General features: G+C 48.2%; 23 protein-coding genes, 1 pseudogene, 1 riboswitch and 1 other annotated feature. Of the genes and pseudogenes, 12 read left to right on the top strand and 12 right to left on the bottom strand.

Features of this window, described 5'->3' with window-relative positions; all coding sequences use genetic code 11:
• Positions 1-292: 292 nt before the first annotated feature.
• Both purM and purN read left to right on the top strand, forming a co-directional pair.
• A complete protein-coding gene (gene purM / locus GVI43_RS11250; RefSeq protein WP_159566956.1) occupies positions 293-1,330 on the top strand; it encodes a phosphoribosylformylglycinamidine cyclo-ligase in 1,038 nt (345 codons plus the stop codon).
• Positions 1,330-1,977 (top strand): phosphoribosylglycinamide formyltransferase, encoded by a 648-nt coding sequence (purN, locus tag GVI43_RS11245; RefSeq protein WP_159566955.1) that lies wholly within the window; start codon positions 1,330-1,332, stop codon positions 1,975-1,977. The genes purM and purN overlap by 1 nt, the downstream gene beginning before the upstream one ends.
• Positions 1,978-2,079: 102 nt before the next feature.
• On the opposite strand, the gene GVI43_RS11240 is transcribed toward purN, so the two are convergent.
• Entirely contained in the window at positions 2,080-2,292 is a 213-nt protein-coding gene (locus GVI43_RS11240) for a hypothetical protein (protein ID WP_159566954.1), read from the bottom strand.
• A gap of 123 nt (positions 2,293-2,415) precedes the next feature.
• On the bottom strand, positions 2,416-2,700 hold the full coding sequence (locus GVI43_RS11235) for a hypothetical protein (protein WP_159566953.1): 285 nt from the start codon (positions 2,698-2,700) through the stop codon (positions 2,416-2,418).
• A gap of 440 nt (positions 2,701-3,140) precedes the next feature.
• On the opposite strand from GVI43_RS11235, the gene epd reads away from it, so the two are divergent.
• The gene (gene epd / locus GVI43_RS11230; protein ID WP_159566952.1) at positions 3,141-4,199 is read left to right on the top strand and encodes an erythrose-4-phosphate dehydrogenase; all 1,059 of its coding nucleotides are present in this window, start codon (positions 3,141-3,143) and stop codon (positions 4,197-4,199) included.
• A 100-nt stretch (positions 4,200-4,299) separates the two neighbouring features.
• On the opposite strand, the gene thiD is transcribed toward epd, so the two are convergent.
• Positions 4,300-5,097 carry a bifunctional hydroxymethylpyrimidine kinase/phosphomethylpyrimidine kinase gene (thiD, locus tag GVI43_RS11225; RefSeq protein ID WP_159566951.1) on the bottom strand — a complete coding sequence of 266 codons (798 nt, stop codon included), beginning with the start codon at positions 5,095-5,097 and terminating at the stop codon, positions 4,300-4,302.
• Entirely contained in the window at positions 5,094-5,903 is an 810-nt protein-coding gene (gene thiM, locus GVI43_RS11220; protein ID WP_425482146.1) for a hydroxyethylthiazole kinase, read from the bottom strand. Before thiM ends, thiD begins: the two co-directional genes overlap by 4 nt.
• A 49-nt stretch (positions 5,904-5,952) precedes the next feature.
• Positions 5,953-6,060, bottom strand: a riboswitch (TPP riboswitch).
• A gap of 397 nt (positions 6,061-6,457) precedes the next feature.
• Here thiM and raiA point away from each other — a divergent pair.
• From raiA to pheA, 3 genes are all read left to right on the top strand, one after another.
• Positions 6,458-6,796 carry a ribosome-associated translation inhibitor RaiA gene (gene raiA, locus GVI43_RS11215; RefSeq protein ID WP_159566949.1) on the top strand — a complete coding sequence of 113 codons (339 nt, stop codon included), beginning with the start codon at positions 6,458-6,460 and terminating at the stop codon, positions 6,794-6,796.
• Between the two features lie 168 nt (positions 6,797-6,964).
• Positions 6,965-7,885, top strand: coding sequence for a L,D-transpeptidase family protein (locus GVI43_RS11210; RefSeq protein ID WP_170324329.1), 921 nt, complete (start codon positions 6,965-6,967; stop codon positions 7,883-7,885).
• 240 nt (positions 7,886-8,125) lie between these two features.
• Positions 8,126-8,262 (top strand) — a sequence feature (Phe leader region).
• 32 nt (positions 8,263-8,294) lie between these two features.
• The gene (gene pheA / locus GVI43_RS11205) at positions 8,295-9,452 is read left to right on the top strand and encodes a bifunctional chorismate mutase/prephenate dehydratase (protein WP_159566947.1); all 1,158 of its coding nucleotides are present in this window, start codon (positions 8,295-8,297) and stop codon (positions 9,450-9,452) included.
• Positions 9,453-9,802: 350 nt separating this feature from the next.
• On the opposite strand, the pseudogene mrcB reads toward pheA, so the two are convergent.
• Together mrcB and hrpB are read right to left on the bottom strand one after the other, a co-directional pair.
• A pseudogene (mrcB, locus tag GVI43_RS11200) lies at positions 9,803-12,133 on the bottom strand (bifunctional glycosyl transferase/transpeptidase); the annotation flags it as partial.
• A gap of 188 nt (positions 12,134-12,321) precedes the next feature.
• Positions 12,322-14,766 (bottom strand): ATP-dependent helicase HrpB, encoded by a 2,445-nt coding sequence (gene hrpB, locus GVI43_RS11195; RefSeq protein ID WP_159566945.1) that lies wholly within the window; start codon positions 14,764-14,766, stop codon positions 12,322-12,324.
• A 193-nt stretch (positions 14,767-14,959) separates the two neighbouring features.
• Between hrpB and sfsA the strand changes: the two genes are divergently transcribed.
• The 5 genes from sfsA to folK all read left to right on the top strand — a co-directional run bounded on the left by sfsA (position 14,960) and on the right by folK (position 19,551).
• Positions 14,960-15,664 (top strand): DNA/RNA nuclease SfsA, encoded by a 705-nt coding sequence (gene sfsA, locus GVI43_RS11190; protein ID WP_159566944.1) that lies wholly within the window; start codon positions 14,960-14,962, stop codon positions 15,662-15,664.
• Between the two features lie 200 nt (positions 15,665-15,864).
• The gene (gene dksA / locus GVI43_RS11185; protein WP_159566943.1) at positions 15,865-16,320 is read left to right on the top strand and encodes an RNA polymerase-binding protein DksA; all 456 of its coding nucleotides are present in this window, start codon (positions 15,865-15,867) and stop codon (positions 16,318-16,320) included.
• A gap of 130 nt (positions 16,321-16,450) precedes the next feature.
• The gene (gene gluQRS / locus GVI43_RS11180; RefSeq protein WP_159566942.1) at positions 16,451-17,338 is read left to right on the top strand and encodes a tRNA glutamyl-Q(34) synthetase GluQRS; all 888 of its coding nucleotides are present in this window, start codon (positions 16,451-16,453) and stop codon (positions 17,336-17,338) included.
• Positions 17,339-17,469: 131 nt separating this feature from the next.
• A complete protein-coding gene (gene pcnB / locus GVI43_RS11175) occupies positions 17,470-18,864 on the top strand; it encodes a polynucleotide adenylyltransferase PcnB (protein ID WP_159566968.1) in 1,395 nt (464 codons plus the stop codon).
• A 192-nt stretch (positions 18,865-19,056) separates the two neighbouring features.
• A complete protein-coding gene (folK, locus tag GVI43_RS11170) occupies positions 19,057-19,551 on the top strand; it encodes a 2-amino-4-hydroxy-6-hydroxymethyldihydropteridine diphosphokinase (RefSeq protein WP_159566941.1) in 495 nt (164 codons plus the stop codon).
• Positions 19,552-19,787: 236 nt separating this feature from the next.
• On the opposite strand, the gene GVI43_RS11165 is transcribed toward folK, so the two are convergent.
• From GVI43_RS11165 to GVI43_RS11150, 4 genes are all read right to left on the bottom strand, one after another.
• Complete coding sequence (locus tag GVI43_RS11165) at positions 19,788-21,074, bottom strand: polysaccharide deacetylase family protein (RefSeq protein WP_425482145.1); 1,287 nt, start codon at positions 21,072-21,074, stop codon at positions 19,788-19,790.
• Positions 21,075-21,213: 139 nt separating this feature from the next.
• Positions 21,214-21,765: a DUF1287 domain-containing protein gene (locus tag GVI43_RS11160; protein ID WP_246201821.1), complete on the bottom strand. Its 552-nt coding sequence runs from the start codon at positions 21,763-21,765 to the stop codon at positions 21,214-21,216.
• A 52-nt stretch (positions 21,766-21,817) separates the two neighbouring features.
• Positions 21,818-22,588, bottom strand: a complete 771-nt coding sequence (locus tag GVI43_RS11155; protein WP_159566938.1) for an ABC transporter permease — start codon at positions 22,586-22,588, stop codon at positions 21,818-21,820.
• Positions 22,585-23,511 (bottom strand): ABC transporter ATP-binding protein, encoded by a 927-nt coding sequence (locus GVI43_RS11150; RefSeq protein ID WP_159566937.1) that lies wholly within the window; start codon positions 23,509-23,511, stop codon positions 22,585-22,587. The genes GVI43_RS11155 and GVI43_RS11150 overlap by 4 nt, the downstream gene beginning before the upstream one ends.
• Before the next feature lie 338 nt (positions 23,512-23,849).
• On the opposite strand from GVI43_RS11150, the gene can reads away from it, so the two are divergent.
• Complete coding sequence (gene can / locus GVI43_RS11145) at positions 23,850-24,503, top strand: carbonate dehydratase (protein ID WP_159566936.1); 654 nt, start codon at positions 23,850-23,852, stop codon at positions 24,501-24,503.
• 77 nt (positions 24,504-24,580) lie between these two features.
• Here the strand turns inward: can and hpt are convergent, their stop codons facing one another.
• Positions 24,581-25,117 (bottom strand): hypoxanthine phosphoribosyltransferase, encoded by a 537-nt coding sequence (gene hpt / locus GVI43_RS11140; RefSeq protein ID WP_159566935.1) that lies wholly within the window; start codon positions 25,115-25,117, stop codon positions 24,581-24,583.
• Between the two features lie 153 nt (positions 25,118-25,270).
• Positions 25,271-25,933 carry a TetR/AcrR family transcriptional regulator gene (locus tag GVI43_RS11135; RefSeq protein ID WP_246201813.1) on the bottom strand — a complete coding sequence of 221 codons (663 nt, stop codon included), beginning with the start codon at positions 25,931-25,933 and terminating at the stop codon, positions 25,271-25,273.
• Between the last annotated feature and the right edge of the window lie 92 nt (positions 25,934-26,025).

Genomic DNA, 26,025 nt, shown 5'->3' with positions numbered 1-26,025 from the left:
TTCAAATCTATTCACTGAACGGCCCGAGCAGGATTCCAGAAATTTTCCCTCTATGATGACTCATTAAAACAGCTTGGCTAACAGCGCATGACCAACGTCGTTCAGGGCGTTTACGCCGTAATAACCAATATTCAATCGCTCTATATTGTAGCCACAACGGGTTTAACTGATAAACTGAATATCATCAATTCTCTTGGTTTATGGTGAGTAAATAACCCTAGGCAAACGTTTGCCATGACTGATAGAATTAGCGCGTTTCTGGCTAAAATCACCTACCTACGGGGAATCCGCAGTGACCGATAAAACCTCTCTAAGCTACAAAGATGCCGGCGTTGATATTGATGCAGGTAATGCTTTAGTCGATCGAATCAAAAGTGTTGTAAAGCAAACCCGCCGCCCTGAAGTGATGGGCGGACTCGGCGGGTTTGGAGCACTCTGCGCGCTGCCACAAAAATATCGTGAACCCATTTTAGTCTCCGGCACCGACGGCGTTGGCACTAAACTTCGCTTAGCCATGGATTTAAAACGCCACGACACTATCGGTATTGATTTGGTTGCCATGTGCGTTAACGACCTGATCGTTCAGGGCGCTGAGCCGCTGTTTTTTCTAGACTACTACGCCACCGGTAAGCTGGATGTCGATACCGCTGCCAGCGTAATAACCGGCATCGCCGAAGGCTGCAAACAGTCAGGCTGTGCTTTAGTCGGCGGTGAAACCGCTGAAATGCCGGGGATGTATCACGGAGATGACTATGACGTAGCCGGTTTTTGCGTCGGGGTAGTTGAAAAGTCAGAGATTATCGACGGCAGTAAAGTCGGTGAAGGTGATGTATTGATCGCACTGGCCGCCAGCGGGCCACACTCTAACGGTTATTCACTGGTGCGTAAAATTCTGGAAGTCAGCAAGGCCGATCCGCTAACCGTTCAGTTGGCGGGTAAATCCTTAGCCGACCACTTACTGGCACCTACCAAAATCTACGTTAAATCCATTTTACAATTGCTTGAGAAAATCGAAGTTAACGCCATTGCCCATATCACCGGCGGCGGTTTCTGGGAGAATATTCCGCGCGTGTTACCTCAGGGAACGCAGGCTGATATTGATGAATCCAGTTGGAAATGGCCAGACGTGTTTCATTGGCTACAGCAGGCCGGTAACGTTAGCCGCTACGAAATGTACCGCACCTTTAACTGTGGCGTTGGCATGATTATCGCCCTACCGGCAGACCGTGCCGATAGCGCTATTGCTCAGTTGAACGCTACCGGTGAAGTCGCGTGGAAAATTGGCAAAGTCAATGCGTCATCATCCGATGAGCAGGTCGTTATCCGCTAATGAAAAATATCATTGTGCTGATTTCCGGCAGTGGTTCTAACCTTCAGGCCATCATTGATGCTTGCCAAAGCGGCGCGATTGAAGGAAGCATTCGCGCCGTATTTAGCAATGTCCCACAGGCCTACGGGCTAACCCGCGCCCGGCAGGCGGGTATTGAGACTGAAGTGGTGGAGCCCAAAAACTTTGCTGACCGCACGGCTTACGATCTGGCGCTGGCCGAGCGCATCGACGGCTATCAGCCAGACTTAATCGTGCTGGCTGGCTATATGCGGATCCTCAGCCCGGCGTTCGTTAGCCGCTATCGCAGCAAACTATTGAATATTCACCCTTCCCTTCTGCCGAAATACCCCGGCCTTCATACTCATACTCAGGCGTTAGCCAACGGTGATTCAGAACACGGCACCACGGTGCATTTTGTTACTGAAGAACTCGACGGTGGCCCGGTTATCCTACAGGCCAGAGTTCCACTGGCCACCGGCGACACCGAAGCCAGCGTAATTGGTAAAGTTCAGGTTCAGGAACACCGTATTTACCCCTTGGTGATACGCTGGTTTGTTGAGGGCCGTTTGGCCATGCGCGACGCCAAAGCTTGGATGGACGGAGTGGAGCTACCTGCTCAGGGATATTGCGAAAAAGAGAGTGACTAAAGGTGATTCAGGCCTAAGTTTACAGCGGTTTTTCACTTAGGCTGGTTAATCGATAGCGGCTTATTGGATAAAGGGTTTGCTGAAGATTTAAATAACAATGGCTCACTGGCCAAAAACGGCACCTTGGTCAGTAGAGTTATCGCACGCCCCTTGATCGCGAATTCGCTCTTGCCGATAGTCTCGATTAGAGATTTTAGTTTCAGGGTCGTAGCGATAAATAGGTCGATCGTTAATATGTTGGCAGCCAGTAACACCAAGGTCATTATGACATCCGCACGCTAACAGAGCTACCACGGCCAAAAAAGAGGATTTCATTTCCTTATCTCCAATCCGCATTTATTCTTGCGATTAAAAAACTGACAAAAAAGGCGTTAATTGCCATTCACAATGTGAGTAACAATTAACGCCTGAAAATTTAATCAATGCAAAAGAAATATTTTATTTAGCGACTTCTTGTGTTGCTACATGAGCTTCTTTTGATGATTCAGCCGCTTTTTCTGAACTCTCTTTGGCTTTAGCTGCATGGCCTTTAGCTTCGTCCGTTTTTTTAGCTTTGTGTGATGCAGAGGCTTTCTTGTGCATCTCTGCAGCATTTTTATGATCCGCTGCTGCCTGCTCATGCTTAACCACTGCTGCATCATGCGTAGCCGCATCGTCTGCCGCAAATGACATAACTGGCACCATAGAAAAAGCCAACAGTGACACAATTAATAATTTTTTCATGTAATAATCCTTAGTAAGTCCGATAAATAAGTACAATAAATGCGGTTTAAGTATAGCTATAGAATATAAAGTTGCCTGAAGCGGCCATATTTAAACGTATCAATTGAAAAATAATCAGTTCATACCCTGACTCCCTAAAATTATTAGAAACTGCAGGATATTACACAAAGAATAAAAACCAATAAAAATAGATCATTGCTAATAACAATTGATGTTTTAATAAGTTTTAAGAAAAGTGATTCTCAATATTGAGTTACCAATGATGTAACTCAATAATGAAATATCCAGAGAGCATACATCAGGCAAAGCTACCACAGCCCCTCAACTTCTGATAAAAATGCCGCGCTAGCCTGACGTTATTGTGATCCCGGGGCTTACGCCAGATAACGCATTGCATTATCCTACCCGTCCGCCATAGCAACGAATAACCAAGGAGCCCAATGACAATCCGTATTGCAATAAACGGCTTTGGCCGTATAGGTCGCAGCGTTTTACGCGCCTTGTATGAATCCGGCCGCAATGCTGATATCAGCGTGGTGGCAATTAATGAACTGGCCGATCCTAAAGGTATGGCCCACCTGTTAAAATACGACTCAAGCCATGGGCGATTTGGCCACAGCGTGCGTCAGGAGGGCGAAACCCTCTGGGTTAACGGTGACGCCATTAGCCTGTTTCATCAGAAAGAAATTAAAGGCTTACCCTGGAAATCTGCCGGTATTGATATTGTTCTCGACTGTAGCGGCGTTTACGGCAGTCGTGCCGATGGTGAAGCCCATATCGCCGCCGGTGCCAAAAAAGTGCTGTTCTCTCACCCGGGCACGCACGATTTAGATACCACCATCGTTTACGGCGTTAACCACATGAGCCTGCGCCCGGAGCATCGGATTGTCTCTAACGCCTCCTGTACCACCAACTGTATTATCCCGGTGATCAAACTGTTAGACGACGCCTTTGACATTCGCTCAGGCACGGTAACCACCATTCACTCCGCTATGAACGACCAGCCCGTAATCGATGCCTACCATGAGGACCTGCGCCGTACCCGTGCAGCCAGCCAATCGATCATTCCGGTTGATACCAAGCTGGCGGCGGGGATCACCCGCTTCTTCCCAAAATTTTGCGATCGTTTCGAAGCGATTTCAGTTCGCGTGCCAACCATAAACGTTACCGCCATCGACCTCAGCGTGACCTTAGAAGTCCCGGTTAACGTCGAGGAGGTTAACCGCCTGCTGGAACACGCCGCTCAGGGCTCATTCCGCGGCATTATCGACTACACCGAACTGCCGCTGGTCTCCAGTGATTTCAACCACGACCCGCACAGCGCCATCGTCGACGGCACTCAAACCCGAGTCAGCGGTCATCATCTGGTTAAAATGTTGGTCTGGTGTGATAACGAATGGGGCTTTGCCAATCGTATGATCGATACCACTCTGGCGATGGCGGCAAGCGATCGGTTTAGTATCGGTGAATCAGTCGCGCAGGCCGAAGTTAAAAGCTAAGTTACAAACTAGCATCCGGTGCGGGTATCAATGATGCCAAGACAGGGCCGTGGATTGTCTCCGCGGCCCTGCTATTGTCTAAACCATACCACCTCACTCATTACCACCAGCGGTGAAAATGGTGTACCGGCCCGATTCCATGCCCTACGCCCAAAGAATCGGCCATAACCAACGCCTGCTGCAAGTAGTCTTTGGCCACCTGAACCGTTTGCGCCCAGTTACTATAGCGGGGGCGCAGCGCAGCCAGAGCGGCAGAAAGCGTACAACCGGTACCATGCGTGTGCTTGGTTGCTATTCTGGGCGCGCTAAAGCGTAACGTCTGGTCAGGAAGAATCAGCCAGTCGGGGCTTTCTGATTCGCTTAAATGGCCGCCCTTCATCAGTACCGCAGCGCATCCCATGGCCAGCAATGCCTTACCCTGTTCCAGCATTTCCTGCTCGGTTGTGGCCATATTGGTCTCCAGCAGAGCGGCGGCTTCCGGCAGGTTTGGGGTGATCAATGAAACAATGGGCAGCAAGCGTTTTCGGATAGCATCGACGGCGTCCAGCGCCAGCAACGGATCGCCACTTTTAGCCACCATCACCGTATCCAATACCACATAGGGGATCGGATAACGCAGCAGCGCATCGGCCACCGTATTGACAATATCAGACTCGGCCAGCATGCCGATTTTCGCGCTATCAATCCGAACATCGCTCAGTACAGAACTCAGCTGGGCGAAAACGAACTCAGGCTCAATGCGGTAAACCGACTGAACCCCTTGGGTGTTTTGAGCCACCAGCGCGGTAATCACGCTGGTGCCGTACGCCTCCAGCGCCGAAAAGGTTTTTAAATCGGCCTGAATACCTGCGCCGCCGCTCGGATCGGTACCGGCAATAGTTAATGCGTTAATTCTCATCGCATTTTACCTACCAGTTGTTCAGGCCGAAGGTTATATAACCCATCAAGGAATAACGGCGTAAAGCTGCCTGGTCCTGAGGATGCCACCGAGGCGGCAGCGCCGCAAATCGCCATCACCATACAGGCAGAGGCCACCTGCTCAAGGCGGTTTTCAACGCCGCTAGCCAAAAATGCGGCCACTACCGCAGATAACGCGCAGCCGGTACCCACTACGCGGGTCATCAGCACATCGCCAAACGGTAAGGCGTAATACATGTTGCCATCGGTTATGTAATCGATCTCACCGGTTACCGCCACGACGGCACCGCTACTTTGCGCCAGCGCCATGGCTGCCGGTAACGCGGTTAATGAATCATCGCAGCTATCAACGCCACGTCCAGAGGAGGAAAACCCGCCCAGCGCCATAATTTCCGAGGCATTCCCGCGAATGGCCGTTGGCTTTAGCGATAGCAGATGGCGACAGAAATCCGTTCGGTAGCCTAGCCCTCCGACGGCAACCGGGTCGAGAACCCAAGGAACCTCGGCAATATTGGCCGCAGAAACCGCTAACTCCATGGCTTCAGCCTGAACGTCATTGAGCGTCCCGACGTTAACCAGTAAACCACCGGCAATCGCACTGAACTCCCCCGCCTCCTGCTTAGCTACTACCATCGCAGGGCAAGCCCCGACGGCCAGCAGTACGTTGGCGGTAAAATTCTGCACTACCTGATTGGTCAGGCAGTGAACCAGCGGCGATTTCTCACGCAGTTGAGACAGCCAATAAGCGGCTACGGAGTAAGGTAAATGAACGGGGTTGTGAAGCAAATCAGATGAACTCATAAGACTCCCAACCGGCGCTTAAGAAGGCGGTTCCGGTTGGAAACCGTGACTTCCCTACGCTGGCATAATCCAGATCAGGTAATACGGGTAAGATCTCAGCCTAGCGCAAAAATTTATACGCAAGGCACCCCGAGTCGAAGTGACATTATTGGTTGATTATTGGAATGGGTCAAGGGGAAGCAAGGTGCACGTCAGAACAAAGGTCAGGCTTTAAGCATAGCTAAAAATCGGCACTGATTAGGCAATTAAAATCGATGGAAAATAAAAAGTAGTCTGGAAAGGAGCTGATGCAGGAACTTATTGATTAGAATACTATAATTAGCCTAATTTTTGTACAAAACCACTCGATATGCACAACCAACGATAGTGCTTGAGCTATACTCAAAATACAAGCTAGAAGTCATAAACTATTATGCCAATCACACTTCTGTTAGCTTTGTTTTGAGGAGTGGAGAGATGTGATCGCTATCACACAATAGTTTAGCAACAACGGTATTCTGGCTTCATATCTGACGGCAATTGACTAAGAGGTAAGTTATATGACATTAAATATTACTAGCAAACAAATGGACATTACCCCAGCAATACGTGCTCACGTCGAAGACCGTCTTAAAAAACTCGAGAAATGGCAGGCTCAGTTAATCAACCCGCATATTGTGTTATCAAAAGAGCCCAAAGGTTTTATGGCTGATGCCGCAATTACTACGCCAAATGGCCCGCTGGTTGCAAGCGCCAAACATGAGGATATGTACACCGCTATCAATGAGCTGATTATGAAGCTCGAACGGCAACTGAATAAAGTACAGCATAAGAGCGAAGCCCGGCGCGCTGAGGCCAGCGTTAAAGAAGCCAATTTGCAGCTACCAGAAGAAGATTAATATTCAAATAGCATTTTATAACGCGCCTTCGGGCGCGTTTTTTTATCTCTGCAATTGGCTTCAAACAATCCAAGATATGTCATTAATGCGTGTATTTGTTCCCTCTTTGCCTAACAGCAGATATAATTTGTAAGATTACTGCCAGTGCAGCCACACTCCAACACGAAGATAAAAATGAATATTCGCGCGTTATTGACACTATCTCTGGCGCTTGTCGCCTTCAGCCAAACAGCCTTTGCCGTTGAATATCCACTACCAGCAGGTAACAGCCGCCTGGTAGGGGAAAACATCAACCTGATTATTCCTCAAGACAGTAAACAGCCTCTGGAAGATATTGCTGCCCAATATCAAATGGGCCTGAGCAACATGTTAGAAGCCAATCCGGGCGTTGATGTCCTGCTGCCTGTTCCCGGTAGTATGCTGATCATCCCTCAGCAGTTGATTCTGCCTGATACTCCGCGTGAAGGCATCATCGTTAACAGCGCTGAGATGAGAATTTACTATTACCCGAAAGGCCAGAATAAGGTTATCGTTTTGCCAATCGGCATTGGTCAATTGGGCAAAGACACGCCGTTTGACTGGATCACCAAAGTTGAACGTAAAAAAGCCGGGCCGACCTGGACTCCGACTGCAAAAATGCATGAAGAATACAGAGCAAACGGTGAAATTCTACCTGCCGTCTTTCCAGCTGGTCCAGATAACCCGATGGGGCTGTATGCGCTATACGTCGGCCGCCTGTATGCCATTCATGGTACTAACGCCAATTTCGGTATCGGTTTGCGCGTAAGTCACGGTTGCGTACGTTTACGTAATGACGACATCAAATATCTGTTTGACAACGTGCCCGTTGGTACCCGCGTTCAGTTTATCAATGAGTCGGTCAAAGCCACGGTTGAGCCAGACGGCTCTCGTTATATTGAAGTTCACAACCCGCTATCGGTAAACGAAGCGCAGCTAAAATCCGAAACGCCGGTTCCAATTACGCTTAACGCAGGCATCACTAATATTACCGCTGACTCCAGCGTAAGCCATACTGTAGTAGAACAGGCCGTTCAAGAACGTGCAGGTATACCGGTTAAAGTGAACTAAGCCCGGTTTATGCCGTTCAGATATCCAAGGGGTAGGCCCGCAAAGCCTACCCCTTGTTGTTAACGTCACATACCCCAGCTGTGGCAGATAAAATGAATTGCAGAATCAACGCTCAGCCCTCTTCATTCTTTTTTGCCCATTCTCTTTGCGCGAAAGCTCGCCAATAAAACAATATTTATTGACAGGATCAAAACCCCGCGGTTAAGTTAGGGGTCATTCAACACGGAAATATTACGATCTAATGAAACTTCTATCGTTTTTCTTCGCTTTCTTTTTTAGCGTCCCCTGACCGGGAGGCAATTCGTCCGTAGCTCTGCAAAGAGTAGAAATAAAGCGAAGACGAACATTCAAGCCTCCCAAAGGGGGGCTTTTTTATTGGATTTAATAACAATAAAGGTGACACAACATCATGAGCGATAACCCGTTGTTAGGGCTAAGAGAACGAATTACCGCACTGGACCTTAAGCTGCTAGAGCTATTAGCCGAACGCAGGGACTTAGCGTTAGACGTCGCCAGAACTAAGCAATCGTCACACCTGCCAATTCGCGATAAAGAGCGCGAGCGCGACTTACTCAAGGCATTGGTCGAAGCGGGTAAGAAACAGCGCCTCGATGGGCACTACATTACCCGTTTGTTTCAGGTGATTATTGAAGATTCCGTTCTTACTCAGCAGGCCCTGCTACAGCAGCACATCAATCAGGATACCCAACGCACTGCAAGAGTGGCATTTCTTGGTCCTAAGGGCTCCTACTCTCACCTTGCAGCCCGTCAGTATGCAGCCCGGCATTTCGATCACCTTATAGAGTGCGGTTGTAATAAGTTCGACGATATTTTCAAGCAGGTTGAAATTGGTCAGGCTGACTACGGTATTCTACCCATTGAGAACACCAGTTCAGGGTCAATCAACGAAGTTTACGATCTGCTACAGTCAACCAACCTGTTTATTGTCGGTGAGTTAACCAATCCGATTAATCACTGTTTGCTCTCGTCGATCGAGACTGATTTAAGCCAGATCGAAGTGGTTTATAGCCATCCCCAACCGTTCCAGCAGTGCAGCCAGTATCTGAATGGTTTTCCTAACTGGAAAATAGAGTATTGTGAAAGCACGTCGGCGGCGATGGAAAAAGTCGCCAGTCTGAAATCGCCGAAAGCCGTAGCGCTGGGCAGCGAACCGGGCGGTGCGCTGTATCAACTTCAGGTGTTAGAGCACAGTTTGGCTAACCAGAAAGAGAACATCACCCGCTTTATTATCGTTGCGCGCAAACCCGTTGAAGTGGCCCCGCAGATACCGGCAAAAACCACTATTATTTTGGCCACCGGCCAGCAGTCAGGCGCGCTAGTTGAGGCTTTGCTGGTATTGCGTAACCACAATATCGTTATGACTAAGCTCGAATCACGCCCGATCAACGGCAACCCATGGGAAGAGATGTTCTACATTGATACGCAAGTGAACCTTAACTCAGCCAATATGCAGGCGGCACTACAGGATCTCACGCCAATAACCCGTTCGATGAAGGTATTGGGCTGTTATCCGAGTGAAACGGTCATACCGGTTAACCCGGCGTAGCCTAAGCCAGATCGGATAAGTTAAGGTAAAAAGCCACCTTCTCAGGTGGCTTTTCAGACTACTGACAAACCCAATGGTTAATGGTTTGGTCTTAAAAATAGCTAATCGGAGGGAGAGGGTCCCGTTGGGGTCGTAGCTGGCTTGCCAGCCGGAGCGCCCCTAGGAATCCTAGGCCCGGAGCCCGACACACTCAAAAACACCGCCCCTCGGCCGCTAGGAAAAGATAATATTTCGACATTGTTTTCGCGGACGAAACTTGCGATGAAATCCAATTAAACCACTTTATCATCAGTCTGAAGCCACCTTCTCAGGTGGCTTTTAATCATTGATAGCAATAATTCAGCTTACGTTTAGCCTCCGCCAAACATATCCTTAATCCAGCCGGCAACGCCGTCAGCGTCTTTTTGCTCATTCAGCGGCTGCTGTGATTCAGGCTGAGCAGGCTGCGATTGCTGGCACAGGTTCTGAGGATTGTCAGTCCAGACCGGTAAGCTACGATTGCCACCGTCGCCACAGATAAAGTTACCGTCTGCGTCAACGTTCATCAACGCAATGTGCTCCGGCGGTACCAGATTCAACGATAGCGGAGTCTGGTTTTCTAAATAGCGGCGATACAGTGTCAATGCGCCGTTGGCGCCGGTCAGCTTAGCTGGCCCGTTGTTGTCGCGCCCGACCCATGTGATCACCACTTCTTTACCATCGATACCCACAAACCAGCTGTCGCGTAAATCGTTGGTGGTACCGGTCTTCGCCGCCAGATGGAAATTAGGAAATTTAACCGACAGTGAACGAGACGTGCCGCGCTCAACCACCTGCTGCATCCCGTATAGGGCCAGATAGGCGGCCTGAGGTTCAACCACCCGCTGGGCCTGCGGTAAGCTTTGATACATTACCGAACCGTCTTCCGCCATGACCGACCGTAGAACCGACAGCGGAGCACGCTGGCCACCGCTGGCAATGGTTTGGTACATTTGCGCGGCTTCCATTGGCGTTAAGCTGGTAGAACCCAGCAGCATCGCAGGAACCATGGTGATTGACGATGCCGGAACGCCTAAACGCACCAGCATTGAATTCACTTTATCTAGCCCCAAATCTAGCCCCAGATTCACCGTTGGGACGTTCAATGAGTTAGCCAGAGCATCTACCAACATCACACGCCCGCGGAACTCGCGATCGTAGTTCTGCGGCTGCCAGAGTTTTCCTCCCGGCTGCTTTAATGCCAATGGCTGATCGTTCAACCAGGTGTTCAGTCGGAAAACGTTCTGTTCACTCAGGGCGGCCAGATAAGTTGGTGGCTTAGCCAAAGAGCCGATTGGCCGACGGGCGTTCAACGCGCGGTTGTAACCGGCAAACTGAGGCTGAGAACCGCCAATAACCGCACGAACTTCACCGCTAAAACGGTCGACAATCACCATTGCCGTTTCTAAGTCCTTCACGTTACGGGCTGCGCGAAGAGCCGGGATACCCTCTTCAATAGATTTTTCAGCCGCTGACTGAGAAACAGGATCCAGCGTTGTAAAAATTTTAACGCCGGCCATGTCTTCCACTTTATCGCCGAGCTTATCTTTCAGCTCCTGATGAACCAGTTGCATAAAGGCAGGCTGTGGCGTAATCACGCCACCCTTAGGCTGAACGCCTAACGGCCGAGCGCTTAATACGTCATACAGTTCTTGGTCGATAACGTTTTGCTGTTGAGCCAAACGTAGCACCAGATTACGTCGCTCAAGCACGATATCCGGATTTCTCCACGGATTGTACAGTGACGCACCTTTCACCATGCCCACTAGCATCGCCTGTTGGTCAACGCTCAGCTCGTTAATTGGTCGGCCAAAGTAATAGAGGCTGGCCAGCGGAAAACCACGAATTTGGTCGTCGCCGCTCTGCCCCAAATAGACCTCGTTCATGTACAGTTCGAGAATGCGCTCTTTGCTGTAACGAGCGTCTAAAATGATCGCCATGTAGGCTTCACGCAGCTTACGCGAGAGCGAGCGTTCGTTGGTCAGAAATAAGTTTTTAACCAGCTGCTGAGTGAGCGTACTGCCGCCCTGCACCGCTCTACCGGCAGTAATGTTAGCCACCACCGCGCGGCCAATAGAATAAAGGCTAACCCCGTCATGCTCATAGAAATGGCGGTCTTCGGTGGCGATCAGGGTATCGGCCATCGGATAAGGGAAATTTTTGCCTCCCACGAACAGGCGCTGTTCACCATTCGGCGCCTGAAGCATGGTAATCAGCTTAGGATCCAAGCGAAAGAAACCAAACTCCCGGCCGGTGTCCAAATTCAGAATGCGCGACAGGCCGTTGCTATTGAACTCCATACGGGCATTAATTTGCCCCTCTTTAACGTCTGGAAAATCAAACGGACGACGCAACAGGTCGATATTGTCCCCCTGAACGGTAAATTCACCGGGGCGCGTAATTTTAGATACGATGCGATACTGCATGCCATTGAGTAAATCGATCATCTCTTTTTTACTGTAGGACATGCCCGGCTCAAGGTTAACCACCCGGCCATATACCGCCGCTGGCAACTGCCAGACTTTTCCGTCAATTCGGTTACGAATTTGCGAATCAAGATAAATGCCATAAAACGCCAGCAACGCAATGGCGACAATCGACAATTTAATGATTAAACCGATAAAACGGCGTAAACCACCTGACTTACGAGGTTTTGCCTTTCTACGAGCCATGAATTTCTCCCGACATCATTACTACTCTCATCTTGATTCCTGTAACACAAATTATTTAACCCTATGACCGGCATGACTTTGTTGTCATATCACCGATATAGTCTAACGCCAGCGCCGTATATTGTACCCTAATTGAACGATTCAGACCGACAGTCATTTGCGATTCTGGTAACCCAATGTTACCCGCCTTGAAAGCGTTTCGTTTTACGGGTTGGCGTGGCATTTTCCGGATCGTCAGGCCAAACGTGCTTTGGATAACGCCCTTTCATCTCTTTTTGCACTTCTTTATAGGCACCTTGCCAGAACGCGGCCAGATCCTGAGTAATTTGTAACGGCCGGTGTGCCGGAGATAGCAGTTCAACCACTAACGATACCCGCCCGTCAGCGATTGACGGCGTCGACTTCTCACCAAACATTTCCTGCAGTCTGACCGCTAAAGCGGGTGGGCGTTCACTATCATAACGGATAGGCAACCGCGATCCGGTTGGCACACAGTAGGAAGTGGGTAGCGCTTTATCCAGCCGCTGTCGTTGCTGCCAGTCGAGGCTACGCCCGAGCGCTTCCGATAGGTTAACCTGTTTGAGGGTTTTAATATCCCGGACCTTACTAAAGGAGGGCAATAGCCATTTCTCCAGCGAAGCCAAAAGCCCGTCGTCGCTAACATCCGGCCATGAATCTTCGGGCAGCCAGCCATGGGCGCGCATAATCCGAGTGCGCAGCTGAAGCGCATCGTCGTCCCAGCCTAAGGCATCAATGCCCTGAGTTCTGACCCAATCCAGCAGCGCGGAATGCAGCTGCTGTTCTGACGGTTTCGCCAACGGCGCGGCTTTTAATACCAAACGCCCAATTTGCTGGCGTTGCCATGCGCGCAGTGTACCTTTTTCTTCATCCCATTCGATGGCACTTTGTTGGTGAATCAGGCGGGGTAGTCTCAAAGCCAGCGCATCAGGATCTAACGCTGAAGCCAGTAAGATGCGGGCATCTGGGCTATTAGCGCCCTGCAATAGGCTGGCAACAACCAGCCAGTCGTTACGGCATAGTCCATCTTCGGTATCCAACTGAGCACCCACGCCGTTAGCCAACAGATACCGCCCTTCTTCACCACGTTTGCGGGCGATGCGATCGGAAAAGCCGACCGCCAGCAGAAAGGGAATTTCATCCGGCTCAGCGCCCACGTTAGGCACCCGTAAACGCTGCCCCAGCTGTTTGGCACGTTTAATCCACTGCGGCTGCGGATGAGTCAGCCAGTAGCCGATATCACGCACGCCGGTTCTTGGCGGTTCTTCGATAATCGCCGTCAGTAGCAAGGCCGTAGCCACAGACGCCGGGCCCTGAGTTCGGGCATAGACGATCATCGCCGCCAGACGCGGATCGCAGCCAACCTCCGCCATTTGACGACCCGAGGTGGTTAACGCGCCTTCATTATCAACGGCCCCAAGCTGAGTCAGTAAGGCCTGCGCCGCGCTAACCGATGCTGCTGGTGGCCGATCTAGCCAGCGCATTTGGCTGATATCGCGGCATCCCCACTGGAGAAGTTCAAGCAGCACAACGGATAAGTCAGCCTGCATAATTTCAGGCTCGCCCTGCTCCGCCGCGCGCTCAGCCTGCTCTTTAGCCAGCAAATGCCAGGCAGTACCGGCCGATAGCCGCCCGGCACGGCCCGAGCGCTGAACCATAGAAGCTTTAGATATACGTTGGGTTATTAATCGGGTGATCCCGCTTTTGGCATCGAAACGGGCAACCCGCTCCAACCCGCTGTCTACCACTAGCGTAATACCATCAATGGTTAAGCTAGTTTCAGCAATATTGGTCGCCAGCACCACTTTTCTACGGCCCGGCGCTGAAGGCAATATCGCTTTTTGTTGTTCAGCTAATGACAGCGCGCCATACAGCGGGCATAGATCGATACTGTCAGGCAGGTTAACTAATAAATAGTTATAAACTCGTTTAATCTCTGCCACTCCGGGCAGAAAAAGCAACATTGAACCTTGGTGATGGCTGAGCAACTGCCTGACGGCTACGGCAACCTTCTCTTCAAAATAGCCACTGGCGGGCAACGACAGGTAATTTCGCGCTACGGGGAAGCTGCGGCCTTCAGCATTAATCATCGGCGCATCGGGTAAAAATTGTTGAAGCTTTTGATTATCCAGCGTCGCTGACATGATCAGTAGCCGGAGATCGTCACGTAGGCCGTTTTGTACGTCAAGCGATAGGCTTAGGGCCAAATCGGCCTGCAGGCTACGTTCATGGAATTCGTCCAGAATAATCAACGAGACGCCTTCCAGCATCGGATCCTGCTGGAGCATTCGAATCAAAACGCCTTCGGTCACCACTTCCAAGCGGGTATCGGGCCCGGTAAGGCTTTCTGAGCGCATGCGATAGCCGATAGTATGACCAACCGATTCATTACGTTGCTGAGCCAATCGCTGCGCCACGTTACGGGCGGCCAACCGGCGAGGTTCCAACATAATAATCCGCCCGGGTAGCCAAGATTGCTCAAGTAGCCGTAAAGGTAACCATGTCGACTTGCCCGCTCCTGGCGGAGCCTGTAGCAATACCGTCGGCGATTGCCGCAGTGCTTCAAGCAATGATTCCAGAACGTCACTTACCGGCAGAAAACTCACACAAACCTCAATATTCTCGTTAAATAGACGATGGTCCTTAAACTGCCGACATAGTGTAACAGTTGGATGATTCAGGAAAACGGATATCTGCTCTGGCGATTAATAATGATGGCATCCTCTGGCGCATACCTGTACCGTATGCGCCCTAATAATGCGGATCCGTTGGATCACACATTCGAAAGCTGGAGCCACTATGCAGTTTCCTGTGCCATTGCAATCTGCCACGTTAATTAAGCGCTATAAGCGTTTTTTGGCCGATGTTATTACGCCGGGCGGCGAGATATTAACCTTACACTGTGCCAATACGGGTGCAATGACCGGATGTGCCGAACAGGGTGATACCGTGTGGTATTCCACCTCATTAAATCCTAAGCGTAAATATGCTCATTCGTGGGAACTGACAGAAACTCAGGCAGGAAATCTAATTTGCGTTAATACTCTACAGGCTAATGCGTTGGTTAAGGAAGCGATAGAGCAAGGTAGCATCCCGCAGCTTAGCGAATACTCAAGCCTGCGGGGGGAAGTTCGTTACGGTGAAGAAAACAGCCGTATCGACTTTTTGCTTGAAGACGAAAATCGACCAAGCTGCTATGTGGAAGTTAAGTCTGTCACTTTGCTGGATAAAACTCGCGGCTATTTCCCCGATGCCGTAACGCTTCGGGGGCAAAAGCACCTGCGGGAATTACAAAGCATGGCAGAACGGGGGCATCGGGCAGTATTACTGTTTGCCGTATTACATTCAGGTATCAATCAGGTGTCGGCAGCCAAGCACATTGATCCAGCTTATGCCACTCTTTTTGAACAAGTTCAGAAACATGGTGTCGAAGTCATCTGTTATAAAGCAAAACTTTCGCCAACAGAGATTATTTTGCAAGAACAAATATCCGTCATGGATTAACTTTTTAGATGAAAAGTAATAAAAAGCTAGGTTTTGATTAAATAATCAGCAAGTGAGCTGACAATAACATGCATTTCTTCAGAGCATTGTCATACTTAAGCTATGAAAAATTGCTAACTGCTGCCTCATCTGTTATTTATAGCGGCCTGTTTTTTTCTCTACTTTAGAATTTACACCGCGTGTTTTGTAGGAGAAGCAAAATGCAAGAAGGGCAAAAACGTAAAACATCGTCCTTAAGTATCTTGGCTATTGCGGGTTTAGAGCCCTATAAGGAAAAGCCGGGCGAAGAGTACATGAATGAAGCTCAGCGCACCCACTTCAAGCTAATTCTTGAAGCATGGCGCGGTCAGCTACGAGATGAAGTCGATCGCACTGTATCCCATATGCAGGACGAAGCGGCTAATTTCCCTGATCCAGCCGATCGCGCGACCCAAGAAGAAGAGTTCAGTCTTGAACTGCGTAACCGTGACCGCGAACGTAAGCTGATCAAAAAAATCGATAAGACGCTACAAAAAATAGCGGAAGATGATTTTGGTTACTGTGAATCGTGCGGAGTAGAAATCGGTATTCGTCGTCTTGAGGCGCGTCCTACTGCCGATCTGTGCATCGACTGTAAGACTCTGGCTGAGATTCGTGAAAAACAAATGGCGGGTTAATCCGTAGTTATATCTGACGCAACTAGTTTACTCTGTCGAGGAGAACGGCTATCAGGCCTTATCGTAGCAGGTAGATGACGTAACAGAGGACTATGCTTAGATTAATGACCCACCGTTTATTAACGTATTGATGACGAACAACCATTATGTGGGGCGCTTTGCCCCATCACCCTCCGGGGATTTACATTTTGGTTCATTGATTGCCGCGCTGGGTAGTTTTTTACAGGCGCGGTCAAATCATGGTCGCTGGTTGGTTCGAATTGAAGATATTGATCCCCCTCGGGAAGTTTCCGGCGCAGCTTTCAGAATTCTTAATACCCTAGAAAATTATGGATTACATTGGGATGGTGATGTTTTATACCAGTCTCAGCGTCACGACGCTTATCGTGAAGTGCTAAACACTCTACACCAGCGAAAACGGTGCTATTACTGCCACTGTACCCGAACAAGGATTCAGCAAATTGGCGGAGTGTATGACGGACACTGTCGAGACCTTCAGCTTACGCCCAAAAATGCTTCGCTCCGGTTGCGCCTGTCTCAGCCTGTTTATAGTTTCTATGACCGACATTTAGGCCAGCTGTTTGCCGATCCTAAGCTGGCTAATGAAGATTTTATTATTCATCGCAAAGACGGTCTATTTGCCTATAATCTAGCGGTGGTGGTCGATGACCATTTTCAGGGCGTGACAGAAATAGTACGCGGCGCAGACTTAATTCAGCCAACGATACGGCAGATAGCGCTCTATCGGCATCTTGGCTGGCCTGAGCCAGCCTATTTTCACCTGCCGCTGGCGTTAAATACCGATGGTAACAAGCTATCGAAACAAAACCACGCCAGTCCGATACCAAATAACGCACCGCTTCCCATTTTGGCTAAGGCTTTAACTTTTTTAGGTCAGGATTTACCGCCTGACTGGCAAGATGCTACGCTGCAGAGCCTACTGGCATGGAGCATTCAACATTGGAATAGCGATCGGGTTCCACGACGAGCGGCCTTCTCTTCACACTACTCATTCTAAAATGATTCAGTGTGAGCTATGATAGGCCGCCGTTTTTTACCGTTCTCTATTTAACGGACTCTATGTTTGAGTCGACCCGTAGTCCTAACAACGGCACTACTTATACTGATATACAATGACAGAGGTGTCCTATTTTTACTCGCGTAGCTAATTTTTGCCGTAAGGTACTCGCTAGAGAGCCTGGGACGGACACGCAGCAAGAAAGCCATCACAGTGAGAGTGATGTAGCTATTATTCCTCGCGCGCAGCACACCATTTCCCGTCAGGAAATTAGCGATAATGCTCTAAAAGTGCTTTATCGCTTAAATAAATCCGGCTATGAAGCCTATCTGGTTGGCGGCGGTGTCCGCGACCTGTTGCTGAATAAAGAGCCGAAAGATTTTGATATCACCACCAATGCCACACCGGAACAAGTACGGAAGCTATTTCGTAACTGCCGTCTGATTGGCCGCCGCTTCCGTCTGGCCCATATTATGTTTGGGCCAGAAATTATTGAAGTTGCCACCTTTCGTGGCGGGCACAGCGATAACGATGATAAGAATGCATCACAACAGGCCAACAACGGTATGTTGCTGCGTGATAACGTTTACGGCTCAATAACCGAAGATGCACATCGTCGTGACTTTACTATCAATAGCTTATATTACAGCGCCGATGATTTTACCGTGCGTGACTTCACCGGCGGCCTTCAGGATTTGAAACAGGGCATCATTCGCCTGATCGGCGATCCGGAAACGCGCTATCGTGAAGATCCGGTCAGAATGCTCAGAGCGGTCCGTTTTGCCGCTAAGCTGGATATGCAAATTGAGCCGGTAACCGCGGAACCTATAGGTCGCCTCGCCTCGTTACTGAGCGAAATCCCGCCAGCCCGCCTGTTTGAAGAAGCGCTAAAACTGCTCCAGTCAGGATACGGTTACCCAACCTATCAGCTACTGCGCCAGCATCATCTGTTCCGGCCGCTGTTTCCAGTTATTGCTAATAACTTTACGCCTCAGGGCGACAGCAATATGGAACAAATTCTCTCTCAGGTATTGAAAAATACCGATAGCCGTCTGCAAAACGGTAAACGAGTTAATCCAGCATTTTTATTTGCAGCCATGCTGTGGTACCCGCAGGTTGAGCATGCGCAAAAATTGGCTCAGGAAAGTGGTTTGGCCTATTACGATGCCTTTGCTCTGGCAATGAATGACGTGTTGGACGAACAGTGCCGTACTCTGGCGATTCCTAAACGCATTACGTCATTGGTGCGTGATATCTGGCAGCTACAGTTGCGTTTGCCGCGCCGTCATGGTCGTAAGGCGTATAAACTAATGGAGCATCCTAAGTTCCGCGCCGCTTTTGATTTGCTACAGCTGCGTTCTGAAATAGAAAAAGGCGAACTGATAAAGCTGGCCCATTGGTGGGAAGAGTTCCAGCAGGCGGATATTCAGCGTCAGAAGACGATGCTGACCTCGCTGGGCGATGAACCTAATGCCCGACGCCACCGTTCACGGCGCCCGCATAAGTCATCAGCAAAGCAGTCGTAATCATGAAAAGCCCCCTTACGGAGGCATCAGATTGTTGACAAAACCTTAGCTCGTCATCCCGGCGAAAGCCGGGATCAAGAATTTAGCTTATAAATTAACGCTTGGCTTAAGAGCTAGGCCCCGTTTTACAACGGGGTGACGACGGATGTAGTTTGTCATAACCTCAAACATCCTCAGCACTAGGAGTGGTCAATGACTCAAGTATTTATCGCTCTGGGTAGTAACCTAAACCACCCGCTGACTCAGGTGGAATCTGCACTTGAAGCCATCAGGCAAATTCCCCATACGCGCTTAGTTAAATGTTCTCCGTTCTACCGCACCAAGCCCCTCGGCCCGCAGGACCAGCCCGACTATCTTAATGCAGTTATCGAACTGGATAGCGAACTGCTTCCCGAGCCGTTACTGGATGCAACTCAGGCTATCGAACTTAATCAAGGAAGAGTCAGAAAAGATCACCGCTGGGGCCCGCGGACTTTGGATTTAGACATTCTTCTTTACGGTAACCAAACGATTGATACCCCTCGCTTAACCATTCCTCATTACGATATGCACAACCGCGGATTTATGCTTTACCCGTTGGCGGATATAGCTCCCGAATTGATTTTTCCTAACGGTACGTCGTTAGTGGAGAGGCTACAGCACATCCCAAAAGAGGGCCTGATGCTGTGGTTTGAAAGTCAAAGCTGACATATTCACGCCATCGCCCCACCCTATTGAGATAACGCATAGGTTATCGAATCAGGTACAAGAGAACATGGCGCTAATGCTGGTTGATATTGCGAAAGCCATGGGGAAAAAAGCGGTTAATTCTAGATTAAAATCACTAGTTCACCGGGCAGAGCGGGCGCTTTCTCAGGCGAAATCAGACGGCAGAAATAGAGTAATCTACTCAACCGATAACGCCTACCTTCAATAAATTCTGCTTACTCTAACTCTGACTCTAGCTGATACATCGGCACAGGCTCGGAGCTCCCGTTAGCAATACGTTTCGCCATTTCCGGTATTGAATCTGAACTCAGAATATACAGGCGCTTGAGGGTAAACGGATTATCCCCGGGCTTCACCTTGCCTTTTACCGTAGTCACCGCCATATGATACCCAGCCAGCTTAGCGGCCTGAATAGCCTTATCGTTATATCCACCAAACGGGTAAGAAACATACAATACTTTGGGATTAAACTGAGATAAAGCCCGGGCAGAACGTTCTAAATCCAGTTCAATATTACGCTCAGTTCGGCTTAACAAGACCGGCTGATTATCATCAGAGTAGCGGTGTAAAAAATGCGTATGGGACTGAATATCAAATACGCTCTGAATTTCTTTCATCTCACTAATACTCATAAATTGTAATGAGTTAGCATCCCACGGCTGTGGTTGATGTTTAATACGGGAAGAAATAATAAAGGCCGTCGCCTGCTGCCCGTATTTTTTCAAGATAGGATAAGCGTAGCGATGAACTGATTTAAGACCGTCATCAAAGGTTAAAACTACCGCTTTAGCCGGGATATTTACCGTATTGTTCAGATAGCCTTCCAGCTGATACATCGAAATAGTCTGGTATCCGGCCTCTTTCAAATAAGCCATTTGAGCATCAAAGGCAACGTCAGAAGTGGTGGTCGACGTATGGCGAAAGAGCTTATTTTCATCGTCTTTCAGTACATGGTGGTACGTAAGAATGGGTACGCCATCATCCAGCTCACAGTCCTCTGCCCGTACGTATTTGATGTCATCGCCAATGTTAATCTCGTACCACACATCATCATTTTTATCCCGTAGCCGCCCCATAATAGGGTAACGTAGATTACCTTCCAGCACGCCGGATATAGTGCTGTTAACGTCGGCACTATCAAACATGTTTATTTCTTTAGTCGTAATCAGGTTCTGATTAATTTTCTGTAAACCGGCAAGCGCTAGCCCTAACTGCTTTTTAGATTTGAGGATAGGAAGGAAGGAATCTTTCTGGATCAATCCATGAGCATTACCAAAGGTAAGCTCATAATATTCCGAGTTAAGTGGGTAAACCATTAACTCCTGATCTTTATTCAACTCACCGACTTTAATCACATCACTGCCTACCTGAGCCAGAATATCACTATCGCGAAGCATCTTGACCTGAACAGGTATCATACCGTTACTATCAAAATTGGTTTCATCATCAGCCTGAGCCGAAGAGAAGATAAATAAAGGTAATAAAATTAGTAGAATAGAAATATTTCTAAAACTCATAAGTTATGTTTTTCTTGTAGGAATACTGATGGTTTAAACCTAGTTAAATATAAAGAATATTTTCATCAACAACCGTGAGATAACGCAAACAAACACTCATTAAAAATTTATCTCAATGGCCTATCTATTGGGAGAAATAACGAAAATGACCGTTAATCTTCCATAAAAACAAAATGTCTTCAGCCTTCACGCCGCTGCCTATGTTATGAATAACCAGAGGGCGGCCTTCATGATTGTAGCGTTCGGTCACAATACCAATATGCGGCAATCCGTTATCCAAGCGCCAAGAAACGATATCTCCGGCCCGGTAATCCGCTGCATTACGCGTTATTGGCCGCTCCATTTTATGTCGTTTAAAATAAGTTTCAAGGTTTGGAACGCGTCGATGGTCAATATTGGTATCTGGCCGTTTTAATCCCCAACTTTGAGGATACGCAGAAAAATGAGCTTTCATATCATTATGGACTAATTGCTGTAAATCTGCCCCTTGCTGGCGCAAAGCTCGGGTCACTACGTCAGAACATACACCGCGTTCTATTGGCACATCACCACTAGGGTAGGCCAGAGAAACATAGGCTGGATCGTACAACAGCGTTTTTCCTATCTGCTGCTGTGCGCTCACTGCCAGTTCACGATTACCTGCCTGAAGCGGTAAACAAAAACTAAGCGCTAACATCGCAGCCAGCGCCCGCATCAATATTGTCATATTCCTCCATGAACGTGAATAGTTAACTACGCAGTCCTTTACCACGAGAGATCAGCCACCAGCTTAGCAAATAGAAAACGGCGGTAAAAGCAACAAGTACGCCAAAAGTCAGGGACAGAGATACGTCTGAGATACCCAAGAAGCCATAACGAAAACCGCTGATCATATAGACGATAGGGTTAATCTTAGAAATAGCCTGCCATACCGGCGGCAACAGAGTCAGCGAGTAAAATACGCCGCCCAGATAGGTTAACGGAGTCAGCACAAACGTTGGCACAATGCTGATATCGTCAAAACTTTCAGCGAAAATCGCATTCACTAGCCCGCCTAAAGAAAACAGCACCGACGTCAGTAATAGCGTCAGCGCTATCACCCACCATGAATGAATTTCCAGCGGGACAAAGAACAGAGAAATCAAGGTAACCAGAACGCCAACGCAAATCCCACGAGCTACGCCGCCGCCAACGAAGCCAATAATCACAATGTGAGTGGGTACTGGCGCCACCAATAGCTCTTCGATGCTATGCTGATATTTAGCACCAAAAAAAGACGACGCCACGTTCGAGTAGGAGTTAGTAATCACCGACATCATGATTAAGCCGGGGACGATAAACTTCATATAGTCAAAACCCTGCATATCACCAATACGAGAACCAATTAAATTCCCAAAGATGATAAAATACAGCGTCATGGTGATCACCGGAGGAACCAGCGTCTGTATCCAAATACGACCAAATCGGGTGACTTCTTTAATCCAGATACTTTTTAGCGCAATCCAGTACAGGCGAATCATTTCGCATCTTCCTCATAATTATTCACCAAATGAACAAATAGTTCTTCAAGCCGGTTGGCTTTATTGCGCATGCTGGAAATGGCCACGCCCTGAGCGCTAAGCTGGGCGAAAACGCTGTTCAGCCCCTGCTCGCGCTCAACGTCCACTTCCAGAGTACCCGTATCAATTAACCGGCTTGAATACCCTTCCAAATGAGGAATGGGGCTTTTTGGTGCTAAATCAAGAATGAAGGTTTCCGACTTGAGCTTAGATAATAGATCGCGCATCGTCGTATTTTCGACTAATTCACCCTGACGAATAATGCCGATGTTGCGACACAGCATTTCAGCTTCTTCAAGATAGTGCGTCGTCAGAATAATAGTAATGCCCTGCTGATTAAGCTCTTTTAAGAACAGCCACATTGAACGACGAAGTTCGATATCAACGCCCGCGGTGGGTTCATCAAGAATAAGCAGCTTTGGCTGATGCATAAGGGCACGGGCAATCATCAGGCGACGCTTCATACCACCTGAAAGCCTCATGGCCTTTTCGTTACGTTTTTCCCAAAGCTCCAACCGCTGTAAATAGGTTTTAGCCCTTTCCATCGCTTCAGCGCGAGGAACGCCATAATAGCCTGCCTGCGTCACCACAATTTGCAGTACGGTTTCAAACGGATTGAAATTAAATTCCTGAGGAACCAGACCTAACTGACGTTTAGCGTTGACTAAATCGCTGTCAATGTCATAGCCAAATACCCTGACATGGCCGGAGGTTTTATTAACCAGTGAACTGATAATACCGATGGTAGTAGACTTTCCGGCCCCGTTAGGACCAAGCAGCGCATAAAAATCACCCGCTTCCACATTGAGATTAATACCGCGCAACGCCTTCACGCCACCGGAGTAAACTTTACTTAAGTGCGATAATTCCAACGCATATGTCATAACTCGACGATTACCTTGTAGCTGATACTAGAAAATAAGCAGTTAAAAAATGTAACGGATATTATCCATAGCTTACTCCGTGAAGCGGCGGCTGAATATAAAAGAAATAGCAGGATAGAAATATTATATTCAGGCCCTAAAACTTACTGAAAAACCGTCCCGCCGGGCTTATTCCACCAACAGCGTTGAACTACTACGCCAAAAATCACTGTAATAACCGGGCTAATATCTTGCCCATCTCAGCACCTCCGACTATGTTAAAACCGGTGGTTCCATTTTGACAAAATCACGCATTCCCTTATATTAACGCCATTGCAAATTACGGGCTATTAAACAGCATGAAAGAAATAGAACGATTGATACATAACAATGAGATCTGGTCAGCCAGCATGTGTAAAGACGATCCGGGCTTTTTTGAACGTCTGGCTCGGGCACAAAAACCTCGTTTTCTATGGATTGGCTGCTCAGATAGCCGCGTACCGGCTGAACGCCTGACCGGACTAGAGCCCGGTGAACTGTTTGTGCACCGTAACGTAGCAAATCTGGTGATTCACACTGACCTTAACTGTTTATCCGTCGTTCAATATGCCGTCGAAGTTCTGGAAGTCGAACATATTATTATTTGTGGTCACTACGACTGCGGTGGCGTCAATGCGGCAATTAATAATCCTGAACTCGGCCTGATTAACAACTGGCTGCTGCATATTCGCGATCTTTGGTACAAACACAGCTCACTGATCGGAGAACTTCCGCCAGAAAAACGCGCCGATCTGTTAAGCGAAATAAACGTGGTTGAACAGGTCTATAACGTAGGCCACTCAACGATTGTCCAGTCAGCCTGGAAAAGAGGCCAGAAAGTGTTAATTCACGGATGGGTTTACGGTATGCAGGACGGAAAACTACGGGATCTGGAAGTCAGTGCATCCAGCCGTGAGTCGCTGGAACTGCTTTATCGTAAAGCCATTTCAAACCTGCTAACGATCAGTAAGTAAAAAGCTTTCTGACGTAAAAATAAAAGCTGAACCGGTGATTAACTACGTTCAGCTTTTGTTTTATCAATATAATGGTGCTATTCGTCCAGCATAACGACTTTACCAACATATGGTAAATGGCGATAGCGCTGTGCATAGTCAATACCGTAGCCAACGACAAACTCATCTTCAATAGAGAAGCCGATGTAGTCAATAGGCACGTCAATTTCGCGACGAGACGGCTTATCTAACAGAGTGCACAGTGCTACAGAGTTAGGTTCCCGAAGCTCTAATATTTCCCGCACTTTGGTTAGGGTATAACCGGTATCAATAATATCTTCAACAATCAGCACGTCTTTACCGCGAATGTCTTCATCTAAGTCTTTCAGAATTTTGACATCACGATTACTGCTCATGCTATTGCCATAGCTCGATGCAGTAATAAAATCGACCTCATGGTTCACTGCGATCAAGCGGCATAGATCGGCCATAAAGATGAAAGATCCACGCAATAAACCGACTAAAACCAGTTCTTTACCACTGTCGCCATAGCGTTCGTTAATTTGATGAGCAAGTTCAGCAATGCGCGTTTTCACGTCTTGCTCGGTAATCATAACTTCAACAATATGTTTCATAGTGAAATATCGGTCAAAGTAGTTGACCGCATCATCCCTTGGGCTGAAAGAAGGCCGAAGAGTTTAGCATAACTCAATTAGAGGTGCGATTAGAGGATGAAACTATATGGATAAACACCATCCGGCATTACAGCCGGATGTATTAGGCGAGTATTAATTGAGTAAACCAGCGTCTTCTTCAACCTGACGAACAATCGCTTTACCCATCCACTGAACGATATTCTGAATCTGGCCCAGATCAAGATTCCAGATATCTTTAAACACCAGAAAAACTTCAGATCCATAAATCAGAGAAAAAGCATGCTTCATGCGGACCAGCTCTTCGGTAGAAATTTTTCCTTTTAACGGCTCAGAGGCTAACTCAACTAAACGCTTGCGATTACCCCGCACAAACAGCTGGTTATTTTCTTTATCTAGCTTTTGCGCTCTCAGAGCAGCCCACTGCTGTAAAGAAACCTGAAGAGCGGCGCGCAGTGCGCCTTCATGTTTTTCCATTTGAGGGTAGGCAAACTCAAGTAACGCAGAAATCCTCTCGCCAACGGTTTCTTCTTTAGGAGACCAATCCTGAATTGGCCCTAAGCTTTCATCCACAATTGATGAAACCAAAACGCTTTGGGTCGGAAAATAGCGATAGGCCGTTGCTCGTGAAACACCGGCTTCGGTAGCAAGTTCAGTAATTGATGGAAACCAACCTTGTTCCAGCATACTCATTGCCGTACCAATCAGCTTATTTTGTGTTCTGGCACGAGCCCGTGTTAACGTTTGTCTACTCTCCATTAAAGAGATTTTTTGTCCATTTTGTAGGTCATCTCTCATTTTCAATGTGATACTCCAGTCTCATTATAGTTATAGTAAATAAATCAGTTACATTATGGCGTTCACTAGAAAACTAAATACCTCGACTAAAA

The organism is Budvicia diplopodorum (assembly GCF_009800925.1).
Classification (GTDB): domain Bacteria; phylum Pseudomonadota; class Gammaproteobacteria; order Enterobacterales; family Enterobacteriaceae; genus Budvicia; species Budvicia diplopodorum.
This window is presented reverse-complemented; position numbering and strand designations above follow the sequence as displayed.